Raw genomic sequence first — 22,907 nt, forward strand, 5'->3', positions numbered from 1 at the left:
CGTTGCCCGAGAGCGGTTGGCGCAGAAGATTCACGGCGCGGCAGCGGGCGCCGGTAGCGGGTGCACGTGCCCGCAGCGTGCGCAGGTGCGCAGGGTCTCGGAGGCGTAGAATCGTGCGAACACCGGTGGGAAATCGGTCTCGATGTTCTGCAGCGGGAAGTATTCCTCGTACAGCAAGTGGTTGCACTGCTGGCAGAACCATAGCAGCCCATCTTTCTCGTGCGGAAGGCGCCGACGTTCGATCACCAGGCCCACCGAGTCGGGTCGCCGCTGCGGCGAATGCGGCACTTTCGGTGGCAACAGGAAGGTTTCGCCGGCGCGGATCGGGATCTCGCGTACCGCATCGTTTTCCTGGATGCCACTGCGGCCAGATCGAAGGCCTGACCGGTGCGGTACTGCACGCCGGGCCATAGCACCAGCGCCAGGCGCGGTGCGTGTTCGTCGATGGTGCGCGCGATCGCCTCCAGCGACACCGTGCCGTCGGCGCTGTCGGGCTGCACTTCGATCAGGTCGGTCGCCGGATCGAAGCCATGGAAGCGGATCTGCGAGACGACCGCATGCCGGTCGGAGGGGAATGCACCGGCTTCGATCAAGATCGCCGGGCGCTCGCGGGTCGGGCGGTAGAAGCTGACCATCAGCAGGTGCAGGTTCACCGTCAGCGTGTTCATCGCCACCACTTCGTGCGGTTGCGCACCGACCAGGCGCGCCAGTGGCGCGGCGAGTAATTCGTGGTAGCTCATCCACTGCGTCGCACCGTTGAAATGGCCTTCCACGGCCAGGGTCGACCATGTGTCCAGCACTTCCTGCACGGCGGCGCCTGCGCCGCGTGGCTGTAGGCCCAGGGAGTTGCCGACGAAATAGGCCTGGTCGGCACCTTGATGCTGTGGGAACAGAAATTGCTGCCGTAGCGCACGCAGTGGGTCGGCGGCGTCGAGGGCGATGGCGTGCTGGCGGGACAGGGGCGCGTGCATCGGCGGTGGTTTCCGGGAACAGGGCAAGAGTTTAACGCTGGCGCAGTGCGGCTTTGTCGAGGCCGCTGGGCGCACCCGGCAAGAGCGCGCTGCGCAGCACGTGGGTCAGGGTGCCGATGCTGTCGGCGATACGGTCGCTGGTATCGGCCAGGGCCGATAGCACGCTGTTCTCGGCCCCCTCGTGTGCATGTGCGGCCAGCGCTTCGGCCAGGCGACGTTCGTCGGCACGCAGCGTCGCCGGCGCTGGTGGGGTGCCCTCGTGCAGGCTGTCGGCCAGTTGGGTCAAGGCGCTGTGGGCCTGTTCGTGGAAGTGCTGCAACTCCGGTAGTGCCGGTTGCGCTGGTGCTTCCCGCAGTACGGCTTCCAACATCAGTGAGGCGCGGATCAGACGGTTGCCGTTGGCCAGTACCGATTCGGCCAGGGTGAGTTCGCGCAGGTTGCGCTTGCGCCGCGGTTCGCCACGCAGCCGCTCGATCGAGGCTTGCACATTGGTGCGCGCGGTGCGTGCGGCGGCGCGGGTTTCCGGCAGGGCCTGCAGGCGGCCTTCCAGCACTGCGACCAAATGATCGCGATAGGTCAGCAGCAATTGCGCCAGCGTGGCGCGCAGATGTTGGCGTTCCCAGGTCGGCCACAGTGCGTAAGCGACCAGCGCCAGGGCGCTGCCGAGCAGGGTGGCCTGGATGCGTTCGCCGATGGCCTGGCCTGGGGCCATCCCCTCGAAGGACAGCAGCAGCACCAGCATGCCGGTCAGCGAGGCCACGCCGAGGCCGTAGTTGACCTGGGTCAGCAGACGGAAGCCCAGGCAAAAGAGGGTGAGTAACAGCAGACGCACCACCGTCCCGTCCATCACGGCGTGGGTCAGGACGGTGGCCAGCAGCAGCCCGACGAGGGTGCCTGCCACGCGGAGTGCGCCGAAGCGCAGGGTGCCACCGAAATCCGGCTTGAGCACGATCGCGGTGGTCATCGGGATCCAGTAGCCGTGCGGGATCGCCTGCCAGCGCGCGAACAGCACCGCCAGCGCCAGGCACACACCACAGCGCAACGCATGCCGGAACGCGACCGAGGACATGCGCAGGTTGGCGCGCAAGGTTTGCAGTGGCGCCCTTGGCCGCAGCGCGGCCGGCAGGCGTGCCTCGGCCAGTTCAGCCTGGATCTCGCCGCGGCTGCTGGCCCAGTGGCCGTTGCGGACCAGTGCGCGTAACTGCCCGCCGAGTCCTTGTACGCGGGCCACCGCGATACGCAGCAGGCGGCGCTCGCGGGTGTCTTCGGTTTGCGCCTGCACCTGTGCCAGCGTTGCGACAAGATCGTCGAAGCCGGTCATCGCGTCGGCTGCGGCTTTGGGATCGGCGGCGTTATCCATGGCATAGGCCAGTTGGTCCAGCACGACCGCGCTGCGCTCGAGCACGCGCTCGATCGGTACTCGCGCCGGGGAGGTCGTCTCCAGACGCCCGTGCAGGTCGGACAGGGTCAGTAGTTCTTGCCGCGTGCGTTCGCAGAGTTCGGCGATGATGCGTAACGACTGCACTGCCAGTCCGCGCGAACGGTGCTCTCCGTGCAGCATCACCATTGCTTCGAGCACGGCTTCGGTTGCCGGTGCCACTGTGCTCGCATTGGGCCGTTGACGCGCAATGCCGGCGATTTGCCGCATCAGGTCCGCCAGGGCGAAGCGCTCGGGGCGATACCGTTGCAGGGGCCATGCCGCGAGCGCCATCAGCATCTGCACCACGCCACCGGCGAAGATCAGTGCGGCCACGCCCAGGCTTTGCATCGCAGGCAGGTGTACGTCGGCGCTGACCACCAGCAGGATCATGCTGGTCAGCCCGGCCCTGGCCGCGACCGGCCCCAGCGCGACCAACAGGCCGCCGCCCAAGCCCATCACCAGTGCGGCCAGCGCTAGCGTCAGGGTCTGCGTACCGATCAGCATGCCCAGCAGGGCAGCCACGCCTGCCGCCAGCGCGGCCATCAACATGCGCTGCATGCGGGCCCGGTATGGACCAGGCAAATCGGAGAACATGGTATTGAGCGCACCGGTGGCCACAGCCAGGCCGATTGCGGCATGCCCGCTGGCCACGCCCAGTGCCAGCGGTGCCACCACCGCGACGGTATTGCGCAACGCGACCCGCATCGGGACGTCGCGCGGCTTCAGTGCGATCAGGCTACGTAGCATCGTTGCCCGAGAGCGGTTGGCGCAGAAGATTCACGGCGCGGCAGCGGGCGCCGGTAGCGGGTGCACGTGCCCGCAGCGTGCGCAGGTGCGCAGGGTCTCGGAGGCGTAGAATCGTGCGAACACCGGTGGGAAATCGGTCTCGATGTTCTGCAGCGGGAAGTATTCCTCGTACAGCAAGTGGTTGCACTGCTGGCAGAACCATAGCAGCCCATCTTTCTCGTGCGGAAGGCGCCGACGTTCGATCACCAGGCCCACCGAGTCGGGTCGCCGCTGCGGCGAATGCGGCACTTTCGGTGGCAACAGGAAGGTTTCGCCGGCGCGGATCGGGATCTCGCGTACCGCATCGTTTTCCTGGATCTTCTTTAGCACCATCTCGCCTTCGAGCTGGTAGAACCACTCCGGACCTTCGTCGTAGTGAAACTCCGTGCGCACATTGGGCCCGCCCACCACCATCACGATGAAGTCCTCGGCATGGATGCACTTGTTGCCGACCGGTGGCTTGAGCAGATGCCGGTGTTCGTCGATCCATGCGTGTAGGTTCAGCGGGGCAGGCAGCATGCGGGGGATTCCTGGGTGGCGAGGTTCGGCGAGCGGTTCAGTGCTCTTGGTGGTCTTGGCTGATGCGTGCTAGCGCGGCGGTGTAGCGCTGTTCCAGCTCTTCGATGCAGTCCAGCTCCATGCCCAGGTCGTTGACGCGGCCGTCGCGCAGGCTGTAAACCCAGCCGTGCACGGTCAACTCCTGTCCACGTGACCAAGCATCGCGCACGATCGAGGTGCGGCTGACGTTGACCACTTGCTCGACGACATTGAGTTCGCACAAGCGTGCGTGCTGCATGCCGAGGTCGCCGGCTTGTTGCAGGCAGTTTTCGTGTTTCTCGGCCACATCGGTGACGTGGCGGATCCAGTTATCGACCAGGCCCAGGCGCGCCTGGGTCAGGGCGGCATGCACGCCGCCGCAGCCGTAATGGCCGACGACCAGAATGTGTCGTACTTTCAATACATCGACCGCGAACTGGATGACCGACAAGCAATTGAGGTCGGTATGCACGACTACGTTGGCGATATTGCGGTGGACGAATACATCGCCCGGCGCCATGTCGATGATCTGATTCGCTGGCACACGCGAGTCGGAGCAGCCTATCCACAGGTATTGTGGCGTTTGTTGCTTGGACAGGCGGCTGAAGAACTCGGGATCCTCACGGTTGATGCGCTCGGACCAGTTACGGTTGTTTTGCAGTAGCTGGTCGATTTTGCTCATGGCTGGGCATTATCCCAGAACCTCGTCGCGAATGTGCGGCGGCGGCGTTTGCATATTTTCACAGACACGCCGGCGTATGGAGCGCCGTTGCTCGCCTCCGCCGCAGCGCGGCCTCAGCCTCAGCGCACCACCGGATCGGATATTTGCCGATCCCCTTGCGCGTGGCCGCTCACCAGACTTCCTCCACGCCCTGTCACGGCGCACTCCAGGAGGATCACATGGCCGACTTCAACGCGTTTTTTCCCACCTTGCTCAGGCACGAGGGCGGCTTCGTCAACGATCCGCAGGATCCCGGTGGCGCCACCAACAAGGGCATCACGCTCGCCACCTTCCGCCTCTACGCCAAGAATCTGTTGCAGGTGGAACCCACGCTGGAGAATCTGCGTGCACTCACCGATGCGCAGGCGGGACGGATCTATAAGACGTGCTACTGGGACGCGATACATGGCGACGCAATCGTGCTGCAGCCGCTGGCCGACATCGTGTTCGACTTCTATGTCAATGCGGGCAATCACGCCATCAAATTGCTACAGCGCGTGCTCAAAGAGCAGAAACCGGCACTGCAACTCATCGACGACGGCAAGCTCGGCCCAGCCACGCTGGCAGCGGTGATGGCGGCCGATCAGCGTGATCTGTACATGCGTTACAAGCGGGGACGCCGTGATTACTACCAGCATCTGGTCGCGGCGAGACCGCCACTTGGCAAGTTTCTCAAGGGTTGGTTGGCCAGGGTGGATGCGTTTGTCGATCTGAGTTGAGTGTCGGCAGTGTCACTGCCGATCGCAACATCCGCGCGCATCCCTGTGCCGCGAGTGTTGCCGATCCGTTGTCGTCGCCGATGGCGGCCTTTTTTTTCCAGGAGCGAATATGGCTGGACCGACCGCATTGAACGACTTGATCGAAGCGCTGGCCGGCGCGGTGATCGAGGCGCAGGACCGCATCGCACAGCACCAGATGGCCAATCTCGGTGATTACTTCGACGAGTATCACCGGCCCAAGAGCGTCATCATTCGGCTGCCGTCGCAGCATCCGCAGGCCGCCGAGGGCGACGAGGACTATTACCGCGCACCGTTGCTGCCGCTGGTTTCGACCAACGTGTTGCGGATCAAGGATGTGGAGATCAGTTTCGACGCGCAACTCGGCGATCTGGGTGGGCTGCAGTCGGCCGATGGATTCTTCGCGCCGGAGCCGGCCACTCCGCGCGGCGCCTGGCAGGCCAAGCGCACCGCCACGAAATCCAGTGTGCGCGTGGATACCTCCGCCAGCGCCAAGAGCCAGCGCCAGAGTTCCGTCCATGTCGTGCTGCGCGTGGAAGGAACCGAACCCACTGACGGAGCGGCCAGATTGCTGAACCATCTGGCGCAGACGCAGGGCGTGTTCAAGACGGTCATGGCCGACAAGCCAGACGTCGCGGGCACGGACGATGTCACCAATTCCACTACCTAAGTTAAGGAGTCACTGCTATGCCTGACGAACTCGTCAATATGTCCAGCCAGTTCAAGGGTCTGCCGATGGGCGACCTGATCGGCGGTCCACTGGATGCGGCCTGCGAAGCACAGGTCAAACTGGCCCGTGCCACTGCCGATTTCATCCGTGTCATTGGCTTTCTGCCGCCGCCTGCCGGCAGCACCGATCCACAAGCGCAAGGCGGCACGCGCACCGCCAGCTTCCGTTTCAAACGACCAGTCGACGACCCGGCTCACCCTGGCGGCATCGCCGAAGAAGAGGTGGAGCTGGAGGTGCCGCTGCTGGCCATCGTCAACGTGCCGAGTTTGAGTATTCAGACGGTGGACATCACCTTCGACATGGAAGTGAAGTCGTCCTTTTCCGAGAAGTCTTCCACCGACGCCCAGGCATCGTTATCGGCGGAAATGGAATTCGGCTGGGGCATGTTCAAGGCCAAGGTCAACATCCAGGGGTCGGTCGCCACGCACAAGGAGAACACGCGCAGCTCCGACAACTCGGCCAAGTACCACGTGTCGGTACACGCCGAGGACAAGGGCATGCCCGAAGGCCTGGCGCGGGTGATGGACATCCTGCAAAGCTCGGTGGCGCCGCGCAAGGTCGGCGCGCCAGTGTCAGTCGCCGCTTAAGGGCGTAGCGGTCTGTTGAACCATCTCGTCGGGGAACTCGTCAACGATGTTCGATCTTACTGAAGTCAAGTTCGTCAAACGGGTCGTGGTCGGTAGCGACAACCCGACGCAGATGCAAACGCCCGAACAGATTGAGGCCGCGCGGGCCTTGCTCAATCGTTGCCTGAGCGATTCGCCGAAAGGAGCGATCATCGGTACCGAAAAGAATTTCGCCGTGTTGCAAGTCGGTGAACATCAGGTGGTGATGCAGTGGCTGTGCTACCACGTGGGATTTCCGCGCAAGCCTGGCTGGATGAAGGGCGAATGATGCGCAAGTTGCGCTGCGATTTCGATTTGTTGTTGCAGGGTCTATCGGCTGCATTATTGGATGCGCAGTGCCGTTGCCGTGTCCGTCATGCGCAAGCGCTACGTGCCTGCTTCGGTAGCGATGACGTATTGCAGGTCGCGGCGGTCGAGCCTGGAGCACCGCCACTGCAGATCCCGTTATGGGAATTGCGCGTCTGGCAGTTGCCGCAGATCGGTCAACTGGCGTTGTCGTTCGATGTGGAGTTGGACGTGCTGGAGATTCCCGGAGAGGCTCCACGTTTGCTGCTTCATGTACTCTCCCAGCGGCCACGGCGGCCAGGTCATCGCCTGCAGGTTCTGTTTCATGGCACCCAAGCGCCGGTGGGTGAGGTGCTGTTCGATGGACAATGCGTCAAGTTATGGAATCTATCCGCCGATTCAAACCCGGATGATCGCTCAGCGGAGTCAGAACATGCGTAAACACGTGTTCATGCTCTCGCGCAAGGAGACCGACCACTGGTGCCGAACATTACACATCGATGTGTTGTCGCTGGCGCGGACACAGCGCCAGCGCCGATTTCGACGTCGGCTTGGCTGTTGGGTTGCCGCGCTGTTGGCGATGGCGGCATTGTTGGCACTGGTTTTGTTGTTGCAGGGTCTATCGGCTGCATTATTGGATGCGCAGTGCCGTTGCCGTGTCCGTCATGCGCAAGCGCTACGTGCCTGCTTCGGTAGCGATGACGTATTGCAGGTCGCGGCGGTCGAGCCTGGAGCACCGCCACTGCAGATCCCGTTATGGGAATTGCGCGTCTGGCAGTTGCCGCAGATCGGTCAACTGGCGTTGTCGTTCGATGTGGAGTTGGACGTGCTGGAGATTCCCGGAGAGGCTCCACGTTTGCTGCTTCATGTACTCTCCCAGCGGCCACGGCGGCCAGGTCATCGCCTGCAGGTTCTGTTTCATGGCACCCAAGCGCCGGTGGGTGAGGTGCTGTTCGATGGACAATGCGTCAAGTTATGGAATCTATCCGCCGATTCAAACCCGGATGATCGCTCAGCGGAGTCAGAACATGCGTAAACACGTGTTCATGCTCTCGCGCAAGGAGACCGACCACTGGTGCCGAACATTACACATCGATGTGTTGTCGCTGGCGCGGACACAGCGCCAGCGCCGATTTCGACGTCGGCTTGGCTGTTGGGTTGCCGCGCTGTTGGCGATGGCGGCATTGTTGGCACTGGTTTTTGTCCGCGATCGGCCATGGTGAATCGTCACTGTGATTCTCAGGGTTACCCATATAAATAAGGAGCGTCGCATGAATATCCGTTCGTATGCTTTTTCGCGTGTTTCTCTCCGGATGTCGCTGTGGTTGGCGCTGCCGTTGTTCGTCGCGGCTTCGCCGTCGCTGTCGGCGTCCACCCCCGCAATAACCGCCAATGCACTGCCTGCCGGGGAATGGCGCGGCAGCCTTGCGCTCGATTCACAGCGCCTGGTGGCCGTTCGCCTGACGCAACAGGGGGGTAAGTCCTTGTTGAATTTCGGTTCGCCGCTGAATTGTGCGTTGCAGGTGCAGCCGCGCGAGGCGGGGAGTTTCACCCTGAATTCGATCAATGGCGGTGCATATTGCGACAAAATGATGGGCAAGCGCTTGACCGTGCAACGCATTGGCGATGATTTGCGACTGTCCATTGATGGACAATCATTGCCGGTAGTTCTGCATGCCGATCCGGGCCAACCCAGTCCGCTGCAGGGGCAGTGGTATGGCTCGCTACAGCCAGAAAACGGTCGCGATTCGGTGCAGGTGCAGATGACGGTGAATGCGATAGCACAGGCGCCTGGTGTGCCGACGGTCGTGCTGCGTTATCGCGAGCCACGGTTGTGCATGCTGCAGGCACGCTACGCAGGAACCGGCGAGGGTCGCTGGCTCTATTCCCTTGATCCCAGCGATGCAGGCTATTGCCGACGTTTGAGCGACGGCACGCTTGAACTGCGCAAAGCACCAGATGGGCAGGTCTTGCTGCAACTCTACGATCGTGCAGGAGCGCCGGTGGAAATGGGCAAGCTGGAGCACGCCTCCAGTACAGATTGATGGGCTTGGCAACCCGCCGACCAGCATTTCTGTCCAGGAGTCTTGCAATGCGCGTGTGGATCAAGCCACTGGCCGCCTCGCTGCGGCGTTGGTTGGCCGGAGTCGGTGTCCAGCCTGCGCGGGTGCCGCCTGCGGGCATCCTGGCGCAACTGCGGGTGGAGTGCGAAGCGATGGCGCGCTATGTGCTGGAGCACGGCATGGCCGTGCCTGCCGAATTGATCGCACGTCTGTCGATCCTGCTGGAGAGCGCCTTGCCTGGTATGGAGACCAGTGAACATTACGCGCACGAACTGGCGCTGACGCACCGACGCCTTGCACAGATCATCCGTCCGGCGACGCCGCAGGCGGTGTTTCTGCTCGATGCCGAGCGCCGTCGTCGGCATTGGGCGAGTCTGCTCGGCCCGTTGCCGCTGGTGCGCGCGTTGACCGTCACGTCGCTGTTTTTTCTGTTTGCTCTGGTCGCCTCGGCGCTGTCCAGCAAGGTGAGCGCAGATAACGTGCGCCTTGGCTTTTTGGAATCTTCCGGCCGCGTGTTGTTGTGGAATGCCCTGTTCCTGTTGTTCTGCGCTGGTCTGGGCGCTTCGTTTTCCTCGTTGTTCCAGGTGCATCGTTACGTCGCCAATGCCACCTACGACCCCAAATACGATGCCTCCTATGGCGCACGCATGATTCTGGGCCTGATCGCCGGCTTGATCCTCGTGGAAGTGTTGCCCCGGGATCTTTTCGAGAGTGGCGGCATGCGCACGTTCGGCAAGCCGACCATGGCGATGTTGGGTGGTTTTTCCGCAACAGCGGTGTACCGATTGCTGCAACGCCTGGTTGATTCGATGGAGACGTTGGTGCGTGGCGATGCGTCGGCACAAGCACAGGCCATATTGGAAGTGCAGCGTGCCAGTGGCGATAACGAACGCATGCGCTGGCAGGGAGAGTTGGCCGCGCAGTTGATGGCCATGCAGCAGTCGATCGACACGGGCATGTCGCCTGCGACGATCCAGCAACGGCTTGCCGATTTCGCCCGCGCCATGTTGCAAAACGAAGTCGCACGACTTCCGTTACCACCTGCAGCGGAGTGAGTGCGCGCGATACTGGTGTATATGACCAGGATGTATGCCATGCCTAATTGCCAGCGATACGCGCATTTTCATGTGGCACTTCGGTTGTTCCATCGGCGATAGTGTCTACACAGCGAGACGAATGCGCTGATTCGCACAAGTTCAGTCGTCCTCGTCATCCATATCAGCTTGAAGCCGATGGTCGCCATTGCCCGGCGTGACAAGCTGGTGGCACCACGTAGACGTGGATGACACTGTCGCATCGGTTGAAAAAGTGGCGCAGGGGACGCGTGTTGTTACGCGCTCGCGAGCGTTTGGAGATCCATTGCCAAGACAGGTAACGAATGAAAACACGTATCGTGATTGCCGCCGAACGCAGCATTGTGTTGGAGGGGATGGTAGCCCTGCTGAAAAATACTCCGGACATCGATGTGGTCGGTGATGCCGCCGACGGCCTGGAGTGCGTGCAACTGGTGACCAAACAGCATCCTGATATCGTGCTGATGGATGTGATGCTACCGGGCTTGAATGGAATCGAAGCCACGCGTCGGTTGTTGCAACGCAGTCCGCAGAGCAAGGCGATCTGCATCGCCGCCTCCGATGCGGCAGCCAACGTGCGAGCGGTCATCGACGCCGGAGCCAAAGGCTACCTGGCACGTAACAGCACCTTTCACGAATTACTGCGTGCCATCCAGCAAGTTAGAAACGATCAGTTGTACATCAGCCCGGCGCTGTCGCAATCGCTGGTCAGCGAATACCGCTGTCCGCCCGGCGATGCGGCCTCGGCTTACACACTGTTGACCTCGCGCGAGCGCGAGATCGTGCAATTGCTGTCCGAGGGGTTATCGACCAAGGACATCGCTGCGCGGCTGCATATCAGTGTCAAGACGATCGGTACCCACCGCGAGCACATCATGTTCAAGCTGGGCATGCAGAGCATCGCGCAATTGACCCGCTATGCCATCCGCGAGGGATTGTCGCCGCTGGACGGCGGCCATGCCGGCGCTCGCCACGCGCAGACCACCCAGTATATGGACCGGCCAGCCACTGCGGTTGAGCGATGTGGTGCTCAGTCCGGCGTCAACCGTTGACGCATCAGCGCCGCCACCGCCTGCGCACTTGGATCGGTCTGCGCCTGTAACGCGTCATGTACAGCCTGCTGGTTGACGATGGGATGATTCTGATTGAGCTTGAGTTTCAACTCCACGCGTTCGACCTCGAAACGGAAGCCGACGATGCCGCGCAACATATGTCTGTGCGCGTCGTTGTCGGGCTCATAGCGCCAGTCGCTCCCCAGTGCATGCTCGTGGCATTCACTCAGCCGCGCGACCACATCAGCCAGCAACGTTTCCTCGTCGCTGCTTTGCAGGCAGCCATGCAAGTGCGCGGTGGCGTAGTTCCATGTCGGTACTCGTGTCATCGCCTCCTTGTCCGGATACCAGCTCGGCGAGATATAGGCATGCGGGCCGTGCACGATCATCAGGGCCGGTCCGCGATGCCGCGACTGCGGATTGGCGCGTGCCCAATGGCCTTCGATCAGCAGATGCGCGCCATCGCGGTGGTACAGCACCGGCAAGGGCGTGGCACAGGGCAGGCCGTCGGCGACGGTCACCAGGGTGATAAAGGGATCGTGTGCGATCAGCCAGTCGAGCGCGCGCAGATCGGTTTCGGCGAACGCGGGTGGGACGTGCATCGTTGGCGTTTAGGCCCGCGCGCCCAGGCTCTGGGTCATGCGCCCACGCAGGCTGGCATCGTCCTTGGCTTGTGGTGGCGATATCTCTTCCAGGGAGAAACCGCGCGCTCGGGCGTCGTCCTCGTCCAGGCCGTCGAAGGCGACGAACTCGGCGTCGAACAGCGCGGCGCGCGCGCTGTCTTCGCTGTCGTAGCTGAGGGTGTTGCCGTCGCTGTCCAGCACCTCGGCGGTGCCGGCAGCGCGCACGCGCAGGCGCGCCCACACCAGCAGGCGGCCGAGGCTGGCCAGGTACCACTGATCGTGGGTGGAGTCGTTTGAGGTCATTGGGTCACCATGGAGAGCAGCCAGAGCATGGCCGCCATGCCCAGGCCGAAAAAGATGGTCAGCAGCGACAGCCACGCCGGCGTCGCCAACCCGGAGAGCGCGCGGTCGCCGAGCGGGCGATAGCGCCGGGTCAGTAGCCAGCCCGCTTGAATGGAATCGAAGCCACGCGTCGGTTGTTGCAACGCAGTCCGCAGAGCAAGGCGATCTGCATCGCCGCCTCCGATGCGGCAGCCAACGTGCGAGCGGTCATCGACGCCGGAGCCAAAGGCTACCTGGCACGTAACAGCACCTTTCACGAATTACTGCGTGCCATCCAGCAAGTTAGAAACGATCAGTTGTACATCAGCCCGGCGCTGTCGCAATCGCTGGTCAGCGAATACCGCTGTCCGCCCGGCGATGCGGCCTCGGCTTACACACTGTTGACCTCGCGCGAGCGCGAGATCGTGCAATTGCTGTCCGAGGGGTTATCGACCAAGGACATCGCTGCGCGGCTGCATATCAGTGTCAAGACGATCGGTACCCACCGCGAGCACATCATGTTCAAGCTGGGCATGCAGAGCATCGCGCAATTGACCCGCTATGCCATCCGCGAGGGATTGTCGCCGCTGGACGGCGGCCATGCCGGCGCTCGCCACGCGCAGACCACCCAGTATATGGACCGGCCAGCCACTGCGGTTGAGCGATGTGGTGCTCAGTCCGGCGTCAACCGTTGACGCATCAGCGCCGCCACCGCCTGCGCACTTGGATCGGTCTGCGCCTGTAACGCGTCATGTACAGCCTGCTGGTTGACGATGGGATGATTCTGATTGAGCTTGAGTTTCAACTCCACGCGTTCGACCTCGAAACGGAAGCCGACGATGCCGCGCAACATATGTCTGTGCGCGTCGTTGTCGGGCTCATAGCGCCAGTCGCTCCCCAGTGCATGCTCGTGGCATTCACTCAGCCGCGCGACCACATCAGCCAGCAACGTTTCCTCGTCGCTGCTTTGCAGGCAGCCATGCAAGTGCGCGGTGGCGTAGTTCCATGTCGGTACTCGTGTCATCGCCTCCTTGTCCGGATACCAGCTCGGCGAGATATAGGCATGCGGGCCGTGCACGATCATCAGGGCCGGTCCGCGATGCCGCGACTGCGGATTGGCGCGTGCCCAATGGCCTTCGATCAGCAGATGCGCGCCATCGCGGTGGTACAGCACCGGCAAGGGCGTGGCACAGGGCAGGCCGTCGGCGACGGTCACCAGGGTGATAAAGGGATCGTGTGCGATCAGCCAGTCGAGCGCGCGCAGATCGGTTTCGGCGAACGCGGGTGGGACGTGCATCGTTGGCGTTTAGGCCCGCGCGCCCAGGCTCTGGGTCATGCGCCCACGCAGGCTGGCATCGTCCTTGGCTTGTGGTGGCGATATCTCTTCCAGGGAGAAACCGCGCGCTCGGGCGTCGTCCTCGTCCAGGCCGTCGAAGGCGACGAACTCGGCGTCGAACAGCGCGGCGCGCGCGCTGTCTTCGCTGTCGTAGCTGAGGGTGTTGCCGTCGCTGTCCAGCACCTCGGCGGTGCCGGCAGCGCGCACGCGCAGGCGCGCCCACACCAGCAGGCGGCCGAGGCTGGCCAGGTACCACTGATCGTGGGTGGAGTCGTTTGAGGTCATTGGGTCACCATGGAGAGCAGCCAGAGCATGGCCGCCATGCCCAGGCCGAAAAAGATGGTCAGCAGCGACAGCCACGCCGGCGTCGCCAACCCGGAGAGCGCGCGGTCGCCGAGCGGGCGATAGCGCCGGGTCAGTAGCCAGCCCAGCGCAATGGGCTTGAGAAAGGCGCCCTGTCCGAACGCCTCAACCAGTGGCCGGTGGCGGTCGCGGATGTGCACCAGGGTCAACGGCCAGAAGATCAGGAACGCGCTGGCCCCGGCGATCGCCACGCCGACGAAACACAGCGCGAAGAACAGGATCATGGCGCGTCCTCTCCCAATGGCCTCAGAATTCAGCGCTACCCGGCGCGCGCGGGTAGGCAATGGCGTCGCGGATGTTGCTCAGGCCGCACACGTAGACCACCAGACGCTCGAAGCCCAGGCCGAAGCCGGCATGCGGCACCGTGCCGTAGCGGCGGAAGTCGCGATACCAGCCGTAGTGCTGCGGGTCCAGGCCGAATTGCAGCATGCGCGTATCCAGCACATCCAGGCGCTCTTCGCGCTGGCTGCCGCCGATGATCTCGCCGATGCCCGGGGCCAGCACGTCCATCGCCGCCACGGTCTTGCCGTCCTCGTTCAGGCGCATGTAGAAAGCTTTGATGTGCTCGGGATAGTTGGTCACCACCACCGGGCGGCCGACGTGTTGCTCGGTCAGCCAGCGCTCGTGCTCGGTCTGCAGATCCAGGCCCCATTCCACGGGGAACTCGAACGTCTGCCCGGACCGTTGCAGCAGGCCGATCGCATCGGTGTATTCGATGCGCTCGAACGGCGAATTGACGAACGTCTCCAGCTTGCTGATGGCGGTTTTGTCGACACGTTCGGCAAGGAATGCCAGGTCGTCGCCACGCTCCTCCAACACCGCGCGGAACAGGAATTTGAGGAAATCTTCGGCGACCCGCGCGTCTTCGGCCAGATCGGCGAAGGCGATCTCCGGCTCGATCATCCAGAATTCGGCCAGATGGCGGGTGGTATGGCTGTTCTCGGCGCGGAAGGTCGGGCCGAAGGTGTAAACCTTGCTCAGCGCCAGACAGTAGGCCTCGACATTGAGCTGGCCGGAGACGGTCAGGAAGGTTTCCTTACCGAAGAAGTCGCGACCGAAATCGACCTGCCCCTTGCTGTCGCGTGGCAGGTTGGCCAGGTCCAGGGTGGAGACGCGGAACATCTGTCCGGCGCCCTCGGCGTCGGAGGTGGTGATGATCGGCGTGCTGATCCAGTGGTAGCCGTTCTGGTGGAAATAGCGGTGTACCGCTTGCGCCAGACAGTTGCGGATCCGGGTCACCGCGCCGAACAGATTGGTGCGCGGGCGCAGGTGCGCCACATCACGCAGGAATTCCAGCGAATGCGCTTTGGGTTGGATCGGGTAGGTCTCCGGATCTTCGACCCAGCCCAATACTTCGATGCTCGCGGCCTGGATCTCGAAGCTTTGGCCCTGGCCTTGCGAGGCGACCAGATGCCCGCGCGCGATCACCGCGCAGCCGGCGGTCAGTCGCTTGACTTCCGATTCGTAGTTGGGCAATTCGGCCGGAGCCACCACCTGGATCGGCGCGAAGCAGGAACCGTCGCTGACATTGACGAAGGACAGCCCCGCCTTGGAATCGCGACGGGTACGGACCCAGCCGCGGACGGTCACTTCGCCGCCGACCGGGATCTTCCCCGTCAGCGCATGTTCAACGCTCACCACCGTCATGACTTGAATCCTCGCCGCAGCGGCTCGATATGGAATGAACAAGTGTACTGGCTGGAGCGTTGCGCTTGCGAGGCGTCGCGGGCATCGGCCGTATAATGTCCTATCGCAGTCGTTGGAGTCGTTCGCCATGGCCATCCGCCTCACCCCCGCCGCGTTTGCCCGTGTGCAGCGTTTCGTTGCCCAGACTCCCGGTGCGCTGGGGCTACGTTTCGGCGTGGTGCGCACCGGCTGTTCCGGTTGGGGGCACGTGACCGATCTGGCGCGCGAGGCGCGCACGGACGATGCGGTGTTCGAGCAGGACGGGGTGCGCATTTATGTCGATGCCGCCAGCCTGCGCTTGGTCGATGGCACCGAAATCGACTTCGCCAAGCAGGGCCTGGGCGAGACCTTCGTATTCCGCAATCCCAATGCCACAGCCGAGTGTGGCTGCGGCGAGAGCTTCACCACCGACGTGGCGCACGCGGCGTCCTGAGTGTGATGCGCCGCCGCTGGCGGGCATGACGGTTCGTCTCTCACCAAGCGTAGTGGGTGAATATCAGCTCTGGCGACAGGCGCGCGAAGCTGATTTCGCACACTTGCGCGGCCACGAATTGCGCGCAGAGTGTTTCGGTGAGGCGCAGATGCAGGCGTTGCCGTGCCAGGTCGATGTCGCACAGGCGTGCCGCGCTGAAGTCGAAGTAGCGTCCAACCGCGCCGTAGGCGGCTTTGAACAAGCTCTCCTTGGCCGAAAATAGTGCGGTCAGCAGCAGGTCGTGCGACCACTGCGCGTCGGCCGCCTTTGCCAGACGCGCCGCTTCGTCGGCATCGATGGCGATGCTCAGCAATGCCGCGCGTGCGCTAGGCGCGATCATGCGTTCCAGGTCGATGCCGACGCCTTGGCGGGTGCTGGCCGCCACGGCGATGGCGGCCGCGTACTCGTCGCAATGGGAAATGCTGCCCAGGCTACCGGCAGGCCAGCAGGGTGCGCGCGTCGCGCCGATTGCAATGTCTGCCTGCGCTTGTGCAGACCCCAGCACCTCTTGCAGCGCCAATCGCGCGGCCAGACGGCCGAACAGAAACTCGGCCTGACGCTTGCGCACGCTGCGGGCAATGCTGTCCGGGCAGGCGATCGCCATTGCCGCGAAAGCCTGTGGATCGAACTGCGTGGCATCGAACCCCAACAGGTACAGCGCCGTGCCATCATCGAGCAAATGGCGGTGGGCACTGCGTGTGGCTGAAAGCAATTCCGGCGCTAACGACAGCCGCAATGGCTGACCCACGCTCAAGCAGGCGGCGCTCTGCGACTGCGCGTTCATCGTTTGAGACGGCAGGAGTTCCAGCGCCTGCCGCAGCGGCACGACATGATTGAGTGCCGGGTTGCGCCGAGGGCCGTGGAGGCGAATGTTGGCGGTAACATTGCGCTAGTGTCGCAGAATCGCCACTGCCCGCCGCCGGACCTGGAGTCGATGCTCTGTGGGAGTGATGCAAGACGATAGATGAAGCGGAGCAGGGCGAGCGTCGCGGGCGCGTGACCTTGTCATTCGCGAAGGAGACTGCCATAATTTCTGGCTTCCTGCGTCGATTGAGGCGGGAACCCTTGCTCCACCGCCACCTGCGGGGGGCTGACCGGCCCTCGGGCCACATCCGAAAGGTGCAACCACATGAGTCGTCATTACGAAATCGTGTTCCTGGTCCATCCGGACCAGAGCGAGCAAGTCCCCGCCATGATCGAGCGCTACAAGTCGCTGGTCGAGAATGGCGGCGGCACCATTCACCGTCTGGAAGACTGGGGCCGTCGGCAGTTGGCCTACCCGATCCAGAACCTGGTGAAGGCGCACTACGTCATGCTCAACATCGAAGTGGATCAGGCTGTGCTGAGCGAGCTGCTCGAAAGCTTCCGCTTCAACGACGCCGTGCTGCGTCACCTGGCGATCAAGCGCGATGCTGCCGACACCGAGCAGTCGCTGATCATGAAGAGCAAGGACGAGAAGGGCGACAAGCCCGACCGTGGTGAGCGTCGTCGTCGCGACGACGACGATGGCGATGTATCCGCCACCGCCAACGAAGCCGACGGCGACGCCGTCGAAGCCGCCTAAGGAGCACGTCCATGTCCAAGTTCTTCCGTCGTCGCAAATTCTGCAAATTCACCGCCGAGGGCGTCAAAGAGATCGACTACAAGGATCTCAACACCCTGCGCCAGTACCTCACCGAGAACGGCAAGATCGTGCCGAGCCGCGTGACCGGCACCAAGTCCAAGTACCAGCGTCAGCTGGCCACGGCGGTCAAGCGTGCGCGTTTCCTGGCGCTGATCCCGTACACGGACAACCACGACGTTTGATCCGAGTCGTTCGCAAGCGCACGCATTTGCGTGTGCGGCGAGCGAAACAACAGCCGGGTGTCGGTCGGGGACATGGCCGACTCCGTGCAATCCAATCCCGTCCTATTCGGACAGCACGCGTTGCGGTGGCCGCATGCCACCGCTAACGAATAACGGAGCAATCCCATGCAATTGATTCTTCTGCAGAAAGTCACCAACCTGGGCGGCCTCGGCGACAAAGTCGACGTCAAGCCGGGTTACGGCCGCAACTACCTGGTGCCGCAGGGCAAGGCGGTGCCGGCCACCGCCGCCAACATCGCCGAATTCGAAGCCAAGCGCGCCGAATACGAAGCCAAGGCCAAGGCCATCCACGACGACGCCAACGCCCGCGCTGCCAAGCTGGAAGGTGCCAGCGTGACAGTCAAGGCCAACGCCTCCACCGAAGGCAAGCTGTACGGCTCGGTCGGCCCGCGCGATATCGCCGAGGCCTTCACCGCAGCGGGTATGCCGCTGGAGAAGGGCGAAGTGGTGCTGGGCGAAGGCGCGTTCCGCAATATCGGCGAATACGAGGTGCTGGTGCGCCTGCACGCCGATGTGGAAACCACAGTCAAGGTCGTGGTCGAAGCGGAAGCTTGATCGCCGTACCTGGTTTCACCGACACGGGCACCGCAAGGTGCCCGTGTCGTTTCTGGATCCGCATGTGCGGTGGTGCCCAAGGCTGGCCCAGGTTGGGGCCTTTCCGATGCCGCTGGCCCCACCGTGCGCAGGGGCCGCTATACTCAGTGGCCCGCGTCTGTCTCCAGCCCGTCGATGCAAGCGCATCAATCGGTTGGACGTAGGACTTTACCTGGATTTTCATTAGCGGCAGCGCGTGTCGGGATGCCGGCAGCACTTGCCATGGATTCCCCGCCTCATGCGCCTGTCGACCATCAAGCTGTCCGGCTTCAAGTCCTTCGTCGATCCGACCACGCTGCACCTGCCGACCAATATGACCGGCATCGTCGGTCCGAACGGCTGCGGCAAGTCGAACATCATCGACGCGGTGCGCTGGGTGATGGGCGAAAGCTCGGCCAGCCGTCTGCGCGGCGATTCGCTGACCGACGTGATTTTTTCTGGTTCCTCGGCGCGCAAGCCGGTGTCGCAGGCCACGGTCGAGTTGATCTTCGACAATTCCGATCACACCATCGCCGGTGAGTACGCCGCGTTCAACGAGATCTCGGTCAAGCGCCAGGTCAGCCGCGATGGCAGCAGCAGCTACTCGCTCAACGGCACCAAGTGTCGTCGCCGCGACATCACCGATCTGTTCCTGGGCACCGGCCTGGGGCCGCGCAGCTATTCGATCATCGAACAGGGCATGATCAGCCAGATCATCGAGGCGCGCCCGGAAGACCTGCGCGTGTACCTGGAAGAAGCCGCCGGCATCTCCAAATACAAGGAGCGGCGCAAGGAAACCGAGACCCGCATCCGCCATACCCGCGAGAACCTTGAACGCCTGGGCGACTTGCGCGAAGAGATCGGCAAGCAACTTGAACATCTCAAACGTCAGGCGCGTCAGGCCGAGCAATATCAGGCGTTGCAGGAAGAGCGGCGGATCAAGGATGCGCAATGGAAAGCACTGGGGTACCGCGGTCTGGACGGACGTCTGCAGGGGCTGCGCGAGGCGCTGGATCAGGAGGAAACCCGGCTGCAGCAACTGATCGCCGAACAACGCGATGCCGAAGCGCGCATCGAGACCGGGCGCGTGCGTCGCGAAGAAGCCGCCGAGGCGCTCAGCACCGCGCAAGCCGAGGTCTACAAGGTCGGCAGCACCTTGGCCCGGATCGAACAGCAGATTCAGCACCAGCGCGATCTCTCGCAACGCTTGCACAAGGCGCGCGACGAGGCGCAACTGGCGCTGGCCGAACTCGGTCAGCACATCGGCAGCGATGAGGCCAAGCTAGCGTTGCTACGCGAATCGGTGGATGTTGCTGGCCCCCAGTTGGAACAACTGCAGGAAGACAACACCTACAAGCAGGACGCTCTACGCGATGCCGAAGCGCGCCTGGCCGACTGGCAACAGCGCTGGGAATCGCATCAACGGCATACCGCCGAGGCTTCGCGTGCCGGCGAGGTGGAGCGCACCCGTGTCGATTATCTGGACCGACAGTCGCTGGAGGCCGAGCGCCGCCGCGAAGCGCTATCGACCGAACGCGCCGGGTTGGACCTGGATGCGCTGGCGGAGGCCTTCGAGCAACTGCAATTACAGCACGAGACCCAACGTGCCGCCCTGGATGGTCTGAATGAGCAGGTCGAGGCGCGCAAGCAGGCGGTGGCGGCGTTACAGGAGCAGCAGCGTAGCGCGCAGACGGAACTGGCCGACGTGCGCAAGCAGGCGCAGGCTGCGCGCGGTCGCTTGTCGTCGCTGGAAACCTTGCAGCAGGCTGCCTTGGGCCAGGAACAGGGCGCTGCGGTGGCGTGGCTGCAGGCGCGCGGGCTGGATTCGGCGGCGCGCGTGGGCGAGCGACTCAGCGTGGAAAGCGGCTGGGAGAACGCGGTCGAAAGCGCGCTCGGGCAGTTGATCGAAGGCGTGCTGGTGGAAGCGCCGGAGAGTTTGGTCGATGCGTTGAGCGAACTCGGCGAGGGCCGCATCGCCCTGGTCAGCGATGACGCGAGCGCCGCACAATTCGCACCGACCTCGTTGGCGTGCAAGGTGCAGGGGCCGCTGGCGATCCGCCGACTGCTGGCGCGCCTGCACGCGGCGGAGGATCTGGTCGCCGCGCGCGCGCTCTTGCCGCAACTGAGCGAGGGCGATGCGATCATCACCCGCGATGGCGCGCGTCTGGGACATGGCTGGCTGCGTGTGTCGCGCTCCGGCGCCGCCAAGCAGGGCGCGCTGCTGCGCGAACGTCAGATCCAGACCTTGCGCGGGCAGATCGACGCGTTGCAGGACCGCGAAGCCGAATTGGAGCGGCGTCTGGCGGATTTACGCGACCAGTTGCTGGCTGGCGAGCAGCAGCGTGAGGACGCGCAGCGCCAGTTGTACCTGGCCCATCGCAGCGTTTCCGAGCTGGCCGGGCAATTGCAGAGCCAGCAAGGCAAGGTCGATGCCGCGCGTACCCGCATCGAGCGGATCGAGATCGAAATCGCACAGTTGCTGGAAACCCTGGACACCAGCCGCGCGCAGGCGCGCGAGGCGCGCTCCAAGCTGGAAGACGCGGTGACCAGCATGGGCGACCTGGAGTCGCTCCGGCAGGCGCTGGAAAGCGAGCGCCGCCAACTCACCGAAGCGCGGGATCTGGCCCGTGACGCCGCTCGCCGGGTGCGCGAGGCTTCGCACGCACTGGCGCTGACGTTGGAATCGCAGCGTACCCAGATCGCCTCGCTCAGTCAGGCGCTGGAGCGCATGGGCAACCAGCGTGGGCAATTGGATACGCGCCTGGGCGAACTCAGCGCACAACTCAATGAAGGCGACTCGCCGGTGCAGGCGCTGCAAGCCGAACACCAGGCCGCGCTGAGCGAGCGCGTGCGCACCGACCGCGTGCTGGGCGAGGCGCGCGCGCAGTTGGATGGAATCGACAACGAACTGCGTGGGTTGGAGCAGACCCGCCAGCAGCGCGACGAACACGCCTTGGCGCAGCGCGAGCGTATCGCCCAGCGCCGACTCGATCAGCAGGCACTGGTGCTCAATGCCGAGCAACTGTCAGAGGCGGTGGTCAAGGCCGGCTTCGTGCTGGAAGACGTCATCAATGGCTTGCCCGAACATGCCGATCCCAGCGAATGGGAGCAGGCGGTGCAGCAGATCGATGCGCGCATGCGCCGGTTGGAACCGGTCAACCTTGCAGCGATCAGCGAATACGGCGAGGCCGCGCAGCGCGCGGAGTACCTGGAAGCGCAGGATGTGGACCTGAACACGGCGTTGGAAACGCTGGAAGAAGCGATCCGCAAGATCGACCGCGAGACCCGTGGCCGCTTCAAGGATACTTTTGATCGCGTCAATTCCGGTGTGCAGGCGCTGTATCCGCGCCTGTTCGGCGGCGGCCATGCCTATCTGGAACTCACCGGCGAAGACCTGCTCGACACCGGCGTGGCCATCATGGCGCGGCCGCCAGGCAAGCGGGTGTCCAGCATTTCGCTGTTGTCCGGTGGCGAGAAGGCGATGACCGCCGTGGCGCTGGTGTTCGCGATTTTCCAGCTCAATCCCGCGCCGTTCTGCCTGCTCGACGAGGTCGACGCGCCACTGGACGAGGCCAACGTCGGCCGTCTGGCGGCGATGGTCAAGGAAATGAGCGAAAAAGTGCAGTTCCTGTTCGTCAGCCACAACAAGGCGACGATGGAAGCGGCGCACCAGCTCAGCGGTGTCACCATGCGCGAACCGGGCGTCAGCCGCCTGGTCAGCGTGGACTTGGAAGAGGCCGCGCGTTTGGCGGGCGCGGCCTGACGTGACATGCTAAAGCGACTTTACATTTCTGTGCACCCTTGCCGGAGTACCCCCTGAATGTCCGACATGGCAATGCTACGCATCGGCATCCTCGCTGTTGGTTTGCTGTTGATTGCGGCGATCTTTGTGTTCGGTCGTCCGAAGAAACCGAGCCAGGGCCGGCGCGTGGAAGCGAACGACCCTGCCAGCCCGCGCCGCGAGCCCTCCCTCGGCGACACCGCGCTGTCCGATGCCGATCTGGATGGTCAGGCGCGCCAATCCGAATTGGGCCTGCCGGCGGTCGAATCACTGGGGACCGAACTCGGCAAACGGCCGAGCCAGGATTTCGACAAGATCGTCTCGCTGTATGTCGCCGCGCGTGCCGGCCAGATGTTGCGCGGCGAGGACATCGTGGTCGCCGCCGAGAAGACCGGGCTGGTGTTCGGGCACATGGACGTGTTCCACCGTCTGGTCGAAGGCCATCCAGAGCGTGGTCCCATCTTCAGCATGGCGAGCATCATGAAGCCAGGCAGTTTCGATATGGCCAACATCCGCGAGATGCAGACCCCGGCGATTGCCTTCTTCCTCACCTTGCCGGCACCGCTGACCGCGCTCGATGCCTGGGAGAAGATGCTGCCGACCGTGCAGCGCATGGGCGAACTACTCGACGGCGTGGTCCTGGACGATAGCCGCAATGCGCTTGGTCGCCAGCGTATCGCCCACATTCGCGACGATCTGCGTGCCTACGATCGCCAACACCAAGCGCCGCCGCTGACCAAGACCCCGCGCTGGTAGGCGCTGGGCAACGGCGAGCTTCTGAGGCTTCGCCTGGCGCGTGTGGCACTGTCGTGTTTGCTGGCGCCACGGCCGCGACCGCGACATTGGACCGATCCGCCATTGCGGGCGAACACGATCTTGCCTGCC

General features: G+C 63.6%; 27 protein-coding genes and 3 pseudogenes. 17 read left to right on the top strand and 13 right to left on the bottom strand.

Features of this window, described 5'->3' with window-relative positions; genetic code table 11:
- Nucleotides 1–30: 30 nt before the first annotated feature.
- The 5 genes and pseudogenes from XANALMUS060_RS09820 to can form a co-directional block, all read right to left on the bottom strand.
- A pseudogene (locus XANALMUS060_RS09820) lies at nucleotides 31–357 on the bottom strand (3-hydroxyanthranilate 3,4-dioxygenase); the annotation flags it as partial.
- Nucleotides 357–971: pseudogene (locus tag XANALMUS060_RS09825) on the bottom strand (kynureninase); the annotation flags it as partial. The pseudogenes XANALMUS060_RS09820 and XANALMUS060_RS09825, both read right to left, overlap by 1 nt.
- 31 nt (nucleotides 972–1,002) lie before the next feature.
- A complete protein-coding gene (locus XANALMUS060_RS09830; RefSeq protein ID WP_045738245.1) occupies nucleotides 1,003–3,138 on the bottom strand; it encodes an FUSC family protein in 2,136 nt (711 codons plus the stop codon).
- A 30-nt stretch (nucleotides 3,139–3,168) separates the two neighbouring features.
- The gene (locus XANALMUS060_RS09835) at nucleotides 3,169–3,696 is read right to left on the bottom strand and encodes a 3-hydroxyanthranilate 3,4-dioxygenase (protein WP_045738246.1); all 528 of its coding nucleotides are present in this window, start codon (nucleotides 3,694–3,696) and stop codon (nucleotides 3,169–3,171) included.
- Nucleotides 3,697–3,733: 37 nt separating this feature from the next.
- Nucleotides 3,734–4,396: a carbonate dehydratase gene (can, locus tag XANALMUS060_RS09840; RefSeq protein WP_045738247.1), complete on the bottom strand. Its 663-nt coding sequence runs from the start codon at nucleotides 4,394–4,396 to the stop codon at nucleotides 3,734–3,736.
- 218 nt (nucleotides 4,397–4,614) lie between these two features.
- Between can and XANALMUS060_RS09845 the strand changes: the two genes are divergently transcribed.
- From XANALMUS060_RS09845 to XANALMUS060_RS09890, 10 genes are all read left to right on the top strand, one after another.
- A complete protein-coding gene (locus XANALMUS060_RS09845) occupies nucleotides 4,615–5,154 on the top strand; it encodes a glycosyl hydrolase 108 family protein (RefSeq protein WP_045738248.1) in 540 nt (179 codons plus the stop codon).
- A gap of 109 nt (nucleotides 5,155–5,263) precedes the next feature.
- A complete protein-coding gene (locus tag XANALMUS060_RS09850; protein ID WP_200894032.1) occupies nucleotides 5,264–5,842 on the top strand; it encodes a DUF2589 domain-containing protein in 579 nt (192 codons plus the stop codon).
- Nucleotides 5,843–5,859: 17 nt separating this feature from the next.
- Nucleotides 5,860–6,489 (top strand): DUF2589 domain-containing protein, encoded by a 630-nt coding sequence (locus tag XANALMUS060_RS09855; RefSeq protein ID WP_045738249.1) that lies wholly within the window; start codon nucleotides 5,860–5,862, stop codon nucleotides 6,487–6,489.
- A gap of 46 nt (nucleotides 6,490–6,535) precedes the next feature.
- Nucleotides 6,536–6,796, top strand: coding sequence for a hypothetical protein (locus tag XANALMUS060_RS09860; RefSeq protein ID WP_045738250.1), 261 nt, complete (start codon nucleotides 6,536–6,538; stop codon nucleotides 6,794–6,796).
- A complete protein-coding gene (locus tag XANALMUS060_RS09865; RefSeq protein WP_045738251.1) occupies nucleotides 6,796–7,254 on the top strand; it encodes a hypothetical protein in 459 nt (152 codons plus the stop codon). Before XANALMUS060_RS09860 ends, XANALMUS060_RS09865 begins: the two co-directional genes overlap by 1 nt.
- On the top strand, nucleotides 7,247–7,849 hold the full coding sequence (locus XANALMUS060_RS17515) for a hypothetical protein (RefSeq protein WP_052688141.1): 603 nt from the start codon (nucleotides 7,247–7,249) through the stop codon (nucleotides 7,847–7,849). The genes XANALMUS060_RS09865 and XANALMUS060_RS17515 overlap by 8 nt, the downstream gene beginning before the upstream one ends.
- On the top strand, nucleotides 7,842–8,036 hold the full coding sequence (locus XANALMUS060_RS09875; RefSeq protein WP_045738252.1) for a hypothetical protein: 195 nt from the start codon (nucleotides 7,842–7,844) through the stop codon (nucleotides 8,034–8,036). The genes XANALMUS060_RS17515 and XANALMUS060_RS09875 overlap by 8 nt, the downstream gene beginning before the upstream one ends.
- Before the next feature lie 48 nt (nucleotides 8,037–8,084).
- Nucleotides 8,085–8,858 (top strand): hypothetical protein, encoded by a 774-nt coding sequence (locus XANALMUS060_RS09880; RefSeq protein WP_045738253.1) that lies wholly within the window; start codon nucleotides 8,085–8,087, stop codon nucleotides 8,856–8,858.
- 170 nt (nucleotides 8,859–9,028) lie between these two features.
- Nucleotides 9,029–9,931 (top strand): hypothetical protein, encoded by a 903-nt coding sequence (locus XANALMUS060_RS09885; protein WP_200894036.1) that lies wholly within the window; start codon nucleotides 9,029–9,031, stop codon nucleotides 9,929–9,931.
- Between the two features lie 323 nt (nucleotides 9,932–10,254).
- A complete protein-coding gene (locus XANALMUS060_RS09890) occupies nucleotides 10,255–11,001 on the top strand; it encodes a response regulator transcription factor (RefSeq protein ID WP_235430440.1) in 747 nt (248 codons plus the stop codon).
- Here XANALMUS060_RS09890 and XANALMUS060_RS09895 read toward each other — a convergent pair.
- Genes XANALMUS060_RS09895 through XANALMUS060_RS20965 form a run of 3 tightly spaced genes read right to left on the bottom strand, consistent with a single transcriptional unit; the run spans nucleotide 10,980 to nucleotide 12,109 of the window.
- Nucleotides 10,980–11,603 carry an FMN-binding negative transcriptional regulator gene (locus XANALMUS060_RS09895; protein WP_045738255.1) on the bottom strand — a complete coding sequence of 208 codons (624 nt, stop codon included), beginning with the start codon at nucleotides 11,601–11,603 and terminating at the stop codon, nucleotides 10,980–10,982. The two genes, XANALMUS060_RS09890 and XANALMUS060_RS09895, sit on opposite strands and share 22 nt — an antisense overlap.
- A 9-nt stretch (nucleotides 11,604–11,612) precedes the next feature.
- The gene (locus XANALMUS060_RS09900) at nucleotides 11,613–11,927 is read right to left on the bottom strand and encodes a hypothetical protein (RefSeq protein ID WP_045727669.1); all 315 of its coding nucleotides are present in this window, start codon (nucleotides 11,925–11,927) and stop codon (nucleotides 11,613–11,615) included.
- Complete coding sequence (locus XANALMUS060_RS20965) at nucleotides 11,924–12,109, bottom strand: hypothetical protein (RefSeq protein ID WP_152640459.1); 186 nt, start codon at nucleotides 12,107–12,109, stop codon at nucleotides 11,924–11,926. Before XANALMUS060_RS20965 ends, XANALMUS060_RS09900 begins: the two co-directional genes overlap by 4 nt.
- Here XANALMUS060_RS20965 and XANALMUS060_RS09910 point away from each other — a divergent pair.
- A pseudogene (locus XANALMUS060_RS09910) lies at nucleotides 12,074–12,640 on the top strand (response regulator transcription factor); the annotation flags it as partial. The gene XANALMUS060_RS20965 and the pseudogene XANALMUS060_RS09910 sit on opposite strands and share 36 nt — an antisense overlap.
- Here the strand turns inward: XANALMUS060_RS09910 and XANALMUS060_RS09915 are convergent.
- From XANALMUS060_RS09915 to asnS, 4 genes are read right to left on the bottom strand one after another with little or no spacing between them, the layout of a single operon-like run.
- Nucleotides 12,619–13,242, bottom strand: a complete 624-nt coding sequence (locus XANALMUS060_RS09915) for an FMN-binding negative transcriptional regulator (protein WP_045738255.1) — start codon at nucleotides 13,240–13,242, stop codon at nucleotides 12,619–12,621. The pseudogene XANALMUS060_RS09910 and the gene XANALMUS060_RS09915 sit on opposite strands and share 22 nt — an antisense overlap.
- A gap of 9 nt (nucleotides 13,243–13,251) precedes the next feature.
- Complete coding sequence (locus XANALMUS060_RS09920) at nucleotides 13,252–13,566, bottom strand: hypothetical protein (RefSeq protein ID WP_045727669.1); 315 nt, start codon at nucleotides 13,564–13,566, stop codon at nucleotides 13,252–13,254.
- Nucleotides 13,563–13,868 carry a hypothetical protein gene (locus XANALMUS060_RS09925; RefSeq protein ID WP_045738256.1) on the bottom strand — a complete coding sequence of 102 codons (306 nt, stop codon included), beginning with the start codon at nucleotides 13,866–13,868 and terminating at the stop codon, nucleotides 13,563–13,565. Before XANALMUS060_RS09925 ends, XANALMUS060_RS09920 begins: the two co-directional genes overlap by 4 nt.
- A 22-nt stretch (nucleotides 13,869–13,890) precedes the next feature.
- Nucleotides 13,891–15,291 (bottom strand): asparagine--tRNA ligase, encoded by a 1,401-nt coding sequence (gene asnS / locus XANALMUS060_RS09930; RefSeq protein ID WP_045738257.1) that lies wholly within the window; start codon nucleotides 15,289–15,291, stop codon nucleotides 13,891–13,893.
- 127 nt (nucleotides 15,292–15,418) lie between these two features.
- On the opposite strand from asnS, the gene XANALMUS060_RS09935 reads away from it, so the two are divergent.
- Nucleotides 15,419–15,763: an iron-sulfur cluster assembly accessory protein gene (locus tag XANALMUS060_RS09935; protein WP_045738258.1), complete on the top strand. Its 345-nt coding sequence runs from the start codon at nucleotides 15,419–15,421 to the stop codon at nucleotides 15,761–15,763.
- Nucleotides 15,764–15,803: 40 nt separating this feature from the next.
- Here the strand turns inward: XANALMUS060_RS09935 and XANALMUS060_RS09940 are convergent, their stop codons facing one another.
- Entirely contained in the window at nucleotides 15,804–16,628 is an 825-nt protein-coding gene (locus XANALMUS060_RS09940) for a 4'-phosphopantetheinyl transferase superfamily protein (RefSeq protein ID WP_052688143.1), read from the bottom strand.
- 303 nt (nucleotides 16,629–16,931) lie between these two features.
- Between XANALMUS060_RS09940 and rpsF the strand changes: the two genes are divergently transcribed.
- From rpsF to zipA, 5 genes are all read left to right on the top strand, one after another.
- Nucleotides 16,932–17,366, top strand: a complete 435-nt coding sequence (gene rpsF / locus XANALMUS060_RS09945) for a 30S ribosomal protein S6 (RefSeq protein ID WP_045738259.1) — start codon at nucleotides 16,932–16,934, stop codon at nucleotides 17,364–17,366.
- Nucleotides 17,367–17,377: 11 nt separating this feature from the next.
- Nucleotides 17,378–17,608, top strand: a complete 231-nt coding sequence (rpsR, locus tag XANALMUS060_RS09950; protein WP_002804494.1) for a 30S ribosomal protein S18 — start codon at nucleotides 17,378–17,380, stop codon at nucleotides 17,606–17,608.
- A 165-nt stretch (nucleotides 17,609–17,773) separates the two neighbouring features.
- Nucleotides 17,774–18,223, top strand: a complete 450-nt coding sequence (gene rplI, locus XANALMUS060_RS09955) for a 50S ribosomal protein L9 (RefSeq protein WP_045727665.1) — start codon at nucleotides 17,774–17,776, stop codon at nucleotides 18,221–18,223.
- 277 nt (nucleotides 18,224–18,500) lie between these two features.
- Nucleotides 18,501–22,004, top strand: a complete 3,504-nt coding sequence (smc, locus tag XANALMUS060_RS09960; RefSeq protein ID WP_045738260.1) for a chromosome segregation protein SMC — start codon at nucleotides 18,501–18,503, stop codon at nucleotides 22,002–22,004.
- 57 nt (nucleotides 22,005–22,061) lie between these two features.
- A complete protein-coding gene (zipA, locus tag XANALMUS060_RS09965) occupies nucleotides 22,062–22,778 on the top strand; it encodes a cell division protein ZipA (RefSeq protein WP_045727663.1) in 717 nt (238 codons plus the stop codon).
- The last annotated feature ends 129 nt before the right edge of the window (nucleotides 22,779–22,907 follow it).

The organism is Xanthomonas sp. MUS 060, assembly GCF_000963215.1.
GTDB lineage: Bacteria > Pseudomonadota > Gammaproteobacteria > Xanthomonadales > Xanthomonadaceae > Xanthomonas_A.

Excerpts from the sequence above, each read along its gene's own strand:
- XANALMUS060_RS09830 (WP_045738245.1), bottom strand. The coding sequence starts at position 3,138 with ATGCTACGTAGCCTGATCGCACTGAAGCCGCGCGACGTCCCGATGCGG.
- XANALMUS060_RS09835 (WP_045738246.1), bottom strand. The coding sequence starts at position 3,696 with ATGCTGCCTGCCCCGCTGAACCTACACGCATGGATCGACGAACACCGG.
- can (WP_045738247.1), bottom strand. The coding sequence starts at position 4,396 with ATGAGCAAAATCGACCAGCTACTGCAAAACAACCGTAACTGGTCCGAG.
- XANALMUS060_RS09845 (WP_045738248.1), top strand. The coding sequence starts at position 4,615 with ATGGCCGACTTCAACGCGTTTTTTCCCACCTTGCTCAGGCACGAGGGC.
- XANALMUS060_RS09850 (WP_200894032.1), top strand. The coding sequence starts at position 5,264 with ATGGCTGGACCGACCGCATTGAACGACTTGATCGAAGCGCTGGCCGGC.
- XANALMUS060_RS09855 (WP_045738249.1), top strand. The coding sequence starts at position 5,860 with ATGCCTGACGAACTCGTCAATATGTCCAGCCAGTTCAAGGGTCTGCCG.
- XANALMUS060_RS09860 (WP_045738250.1), top strand. The coding sequence starts at position 6,536 with ATGTTCGATCTTACTGAAGTCAAGTTCGTCAAACGGGTCGTGGTCGGT.
- XANALMUS060_RS09865 (WP_045738251.1), top strand. The coding sequence starts at position 6,796 with ATGCGCAAGTTGCGCTGCGATTTCGATTTGTTGTTGCAGGGTCTATCG.
- XANALMUS060_RS17515 (WP_052688141.1), top strand. The coding sequence starts at position 7,247 with ATGCGTAAACACGTGTTCATGCTCTCGCGCAAGGAGACCGACCACTGG.
- XANALMUS060_RS09875 (WP_045738252.1), top strand. The coding sequence starts at position 7,842 with ATGCGTAAACACGTGTTCATGCTCTCGCGCAAGGAGACCGACCACTGG.
- XANALMUS060_RS09880 (WP_045738253.1), top strand. The coding sequence starts at position 8,085 with ATGAATATCCGTTCGTATGCTTTTTCGCGTGTTTCTCTCCGGATGTCG.
- XANALMUS060_RS09885 (WP_200894036.1), top strand. The coding sequence starts at position 9,029 with ATGGCGCGCTATGTGCTGGAGCACGGCATGGCCGTGCCTGCCGAATTG.
- XANALMUS060_RS09890 (WP_235430440.1), top strand. The coding sequence starts at position 10,255 with ATGAAAACACGTATCGTGATTGCCGCCGAACGCAGCATTGTGTTGGAG.
- XANALMUS060_RS09895 (WP_045738255.1), bottom strand. The coding sequence starts at position 11,603 with ATGCACGTCCCACCCGCGTTCGCCGAAACCGATCTGCGCGCGCTCGAC.
- XANALMUS060_RS09900 (WP_045727669.1), bottom strand. The coding sequence starts at position 11,927 with ATGACCTCAAACGACTCCACCCACGATCAGTGGTACCTGGCCAGCCTC.
- XANALMUS060_RS09915 (WP_045738255.1), bottom strand. The coding sequence starts at position 13,242 with ATGCACGTCCCACCCGCGTTCGCCGAAACCGATCTGCGCGCGCTCGAC.
- XANALMUS060_RS09920 (WP_045727669.1), bottom strand. The coding sequence starts at position 13,566 with ATGACCTCAAACGACTCCACCCACGATCAGTGGTACCTGGCCAGCCTC.
- XANALMUS060_RS09925 (WP_045738256.1), bottom strand. The coding sequence starts at position 13,868 with ATGATCCTGTTCTTCGCGCTGTGTTTCGTCGGCGTGGCGATCGCCGGG.
- asnS (WP_045738257.1), bottom strand. The coding sequence starts at position 15,291 with ATGACGGTGGTGAGCGTTGAACATGCGCTGACGGGGAAGATCCCGGTC.
- XANALMUS060_RS09935 (WP_045738258.1), top strand. The coding sequence starts at position 15,419 with ATGGCCATCCGCCTCACCCCCGCCGCGTTTGCCCGTGTGCAGCGTTTC.
- rpsF (WP_045738259.1), top strand. The coding sequence starts at position 16,932 with ATGAGTCGTCATTACGAAATCGTGTTCCTGGTCCATCCGGACCAGAGC.
- rpsR (WP_002804494.1), top strand. The coding sequence starts at position 17,378 with ATGTCCAAGTTCTTCCGTCGTCGCAAATTCTGCAAATTCACCGCCGAG.
- rplI (WP_045727665.1), top strand. The coding sequence starts at position 17,774 with ATGCAATTGATTCTTCTGCAGAAAGTCACCAACCTGGGCGGCCTCGGC.
- smc (WP_045738260.1), top strand. The coding sequence starts at position 18,501 with ATGCGCCTGTCGACCATCAAGCTGTCCGGCTTCAAGTCCTTCGTCGAT.
- zipA (WP_045727663.1), top strand. The coding sequence starts at position 22,062 with ATGTCCGACATGGCAATGCTACGCATCGGCATCCTCGCTGTTGGTTTG.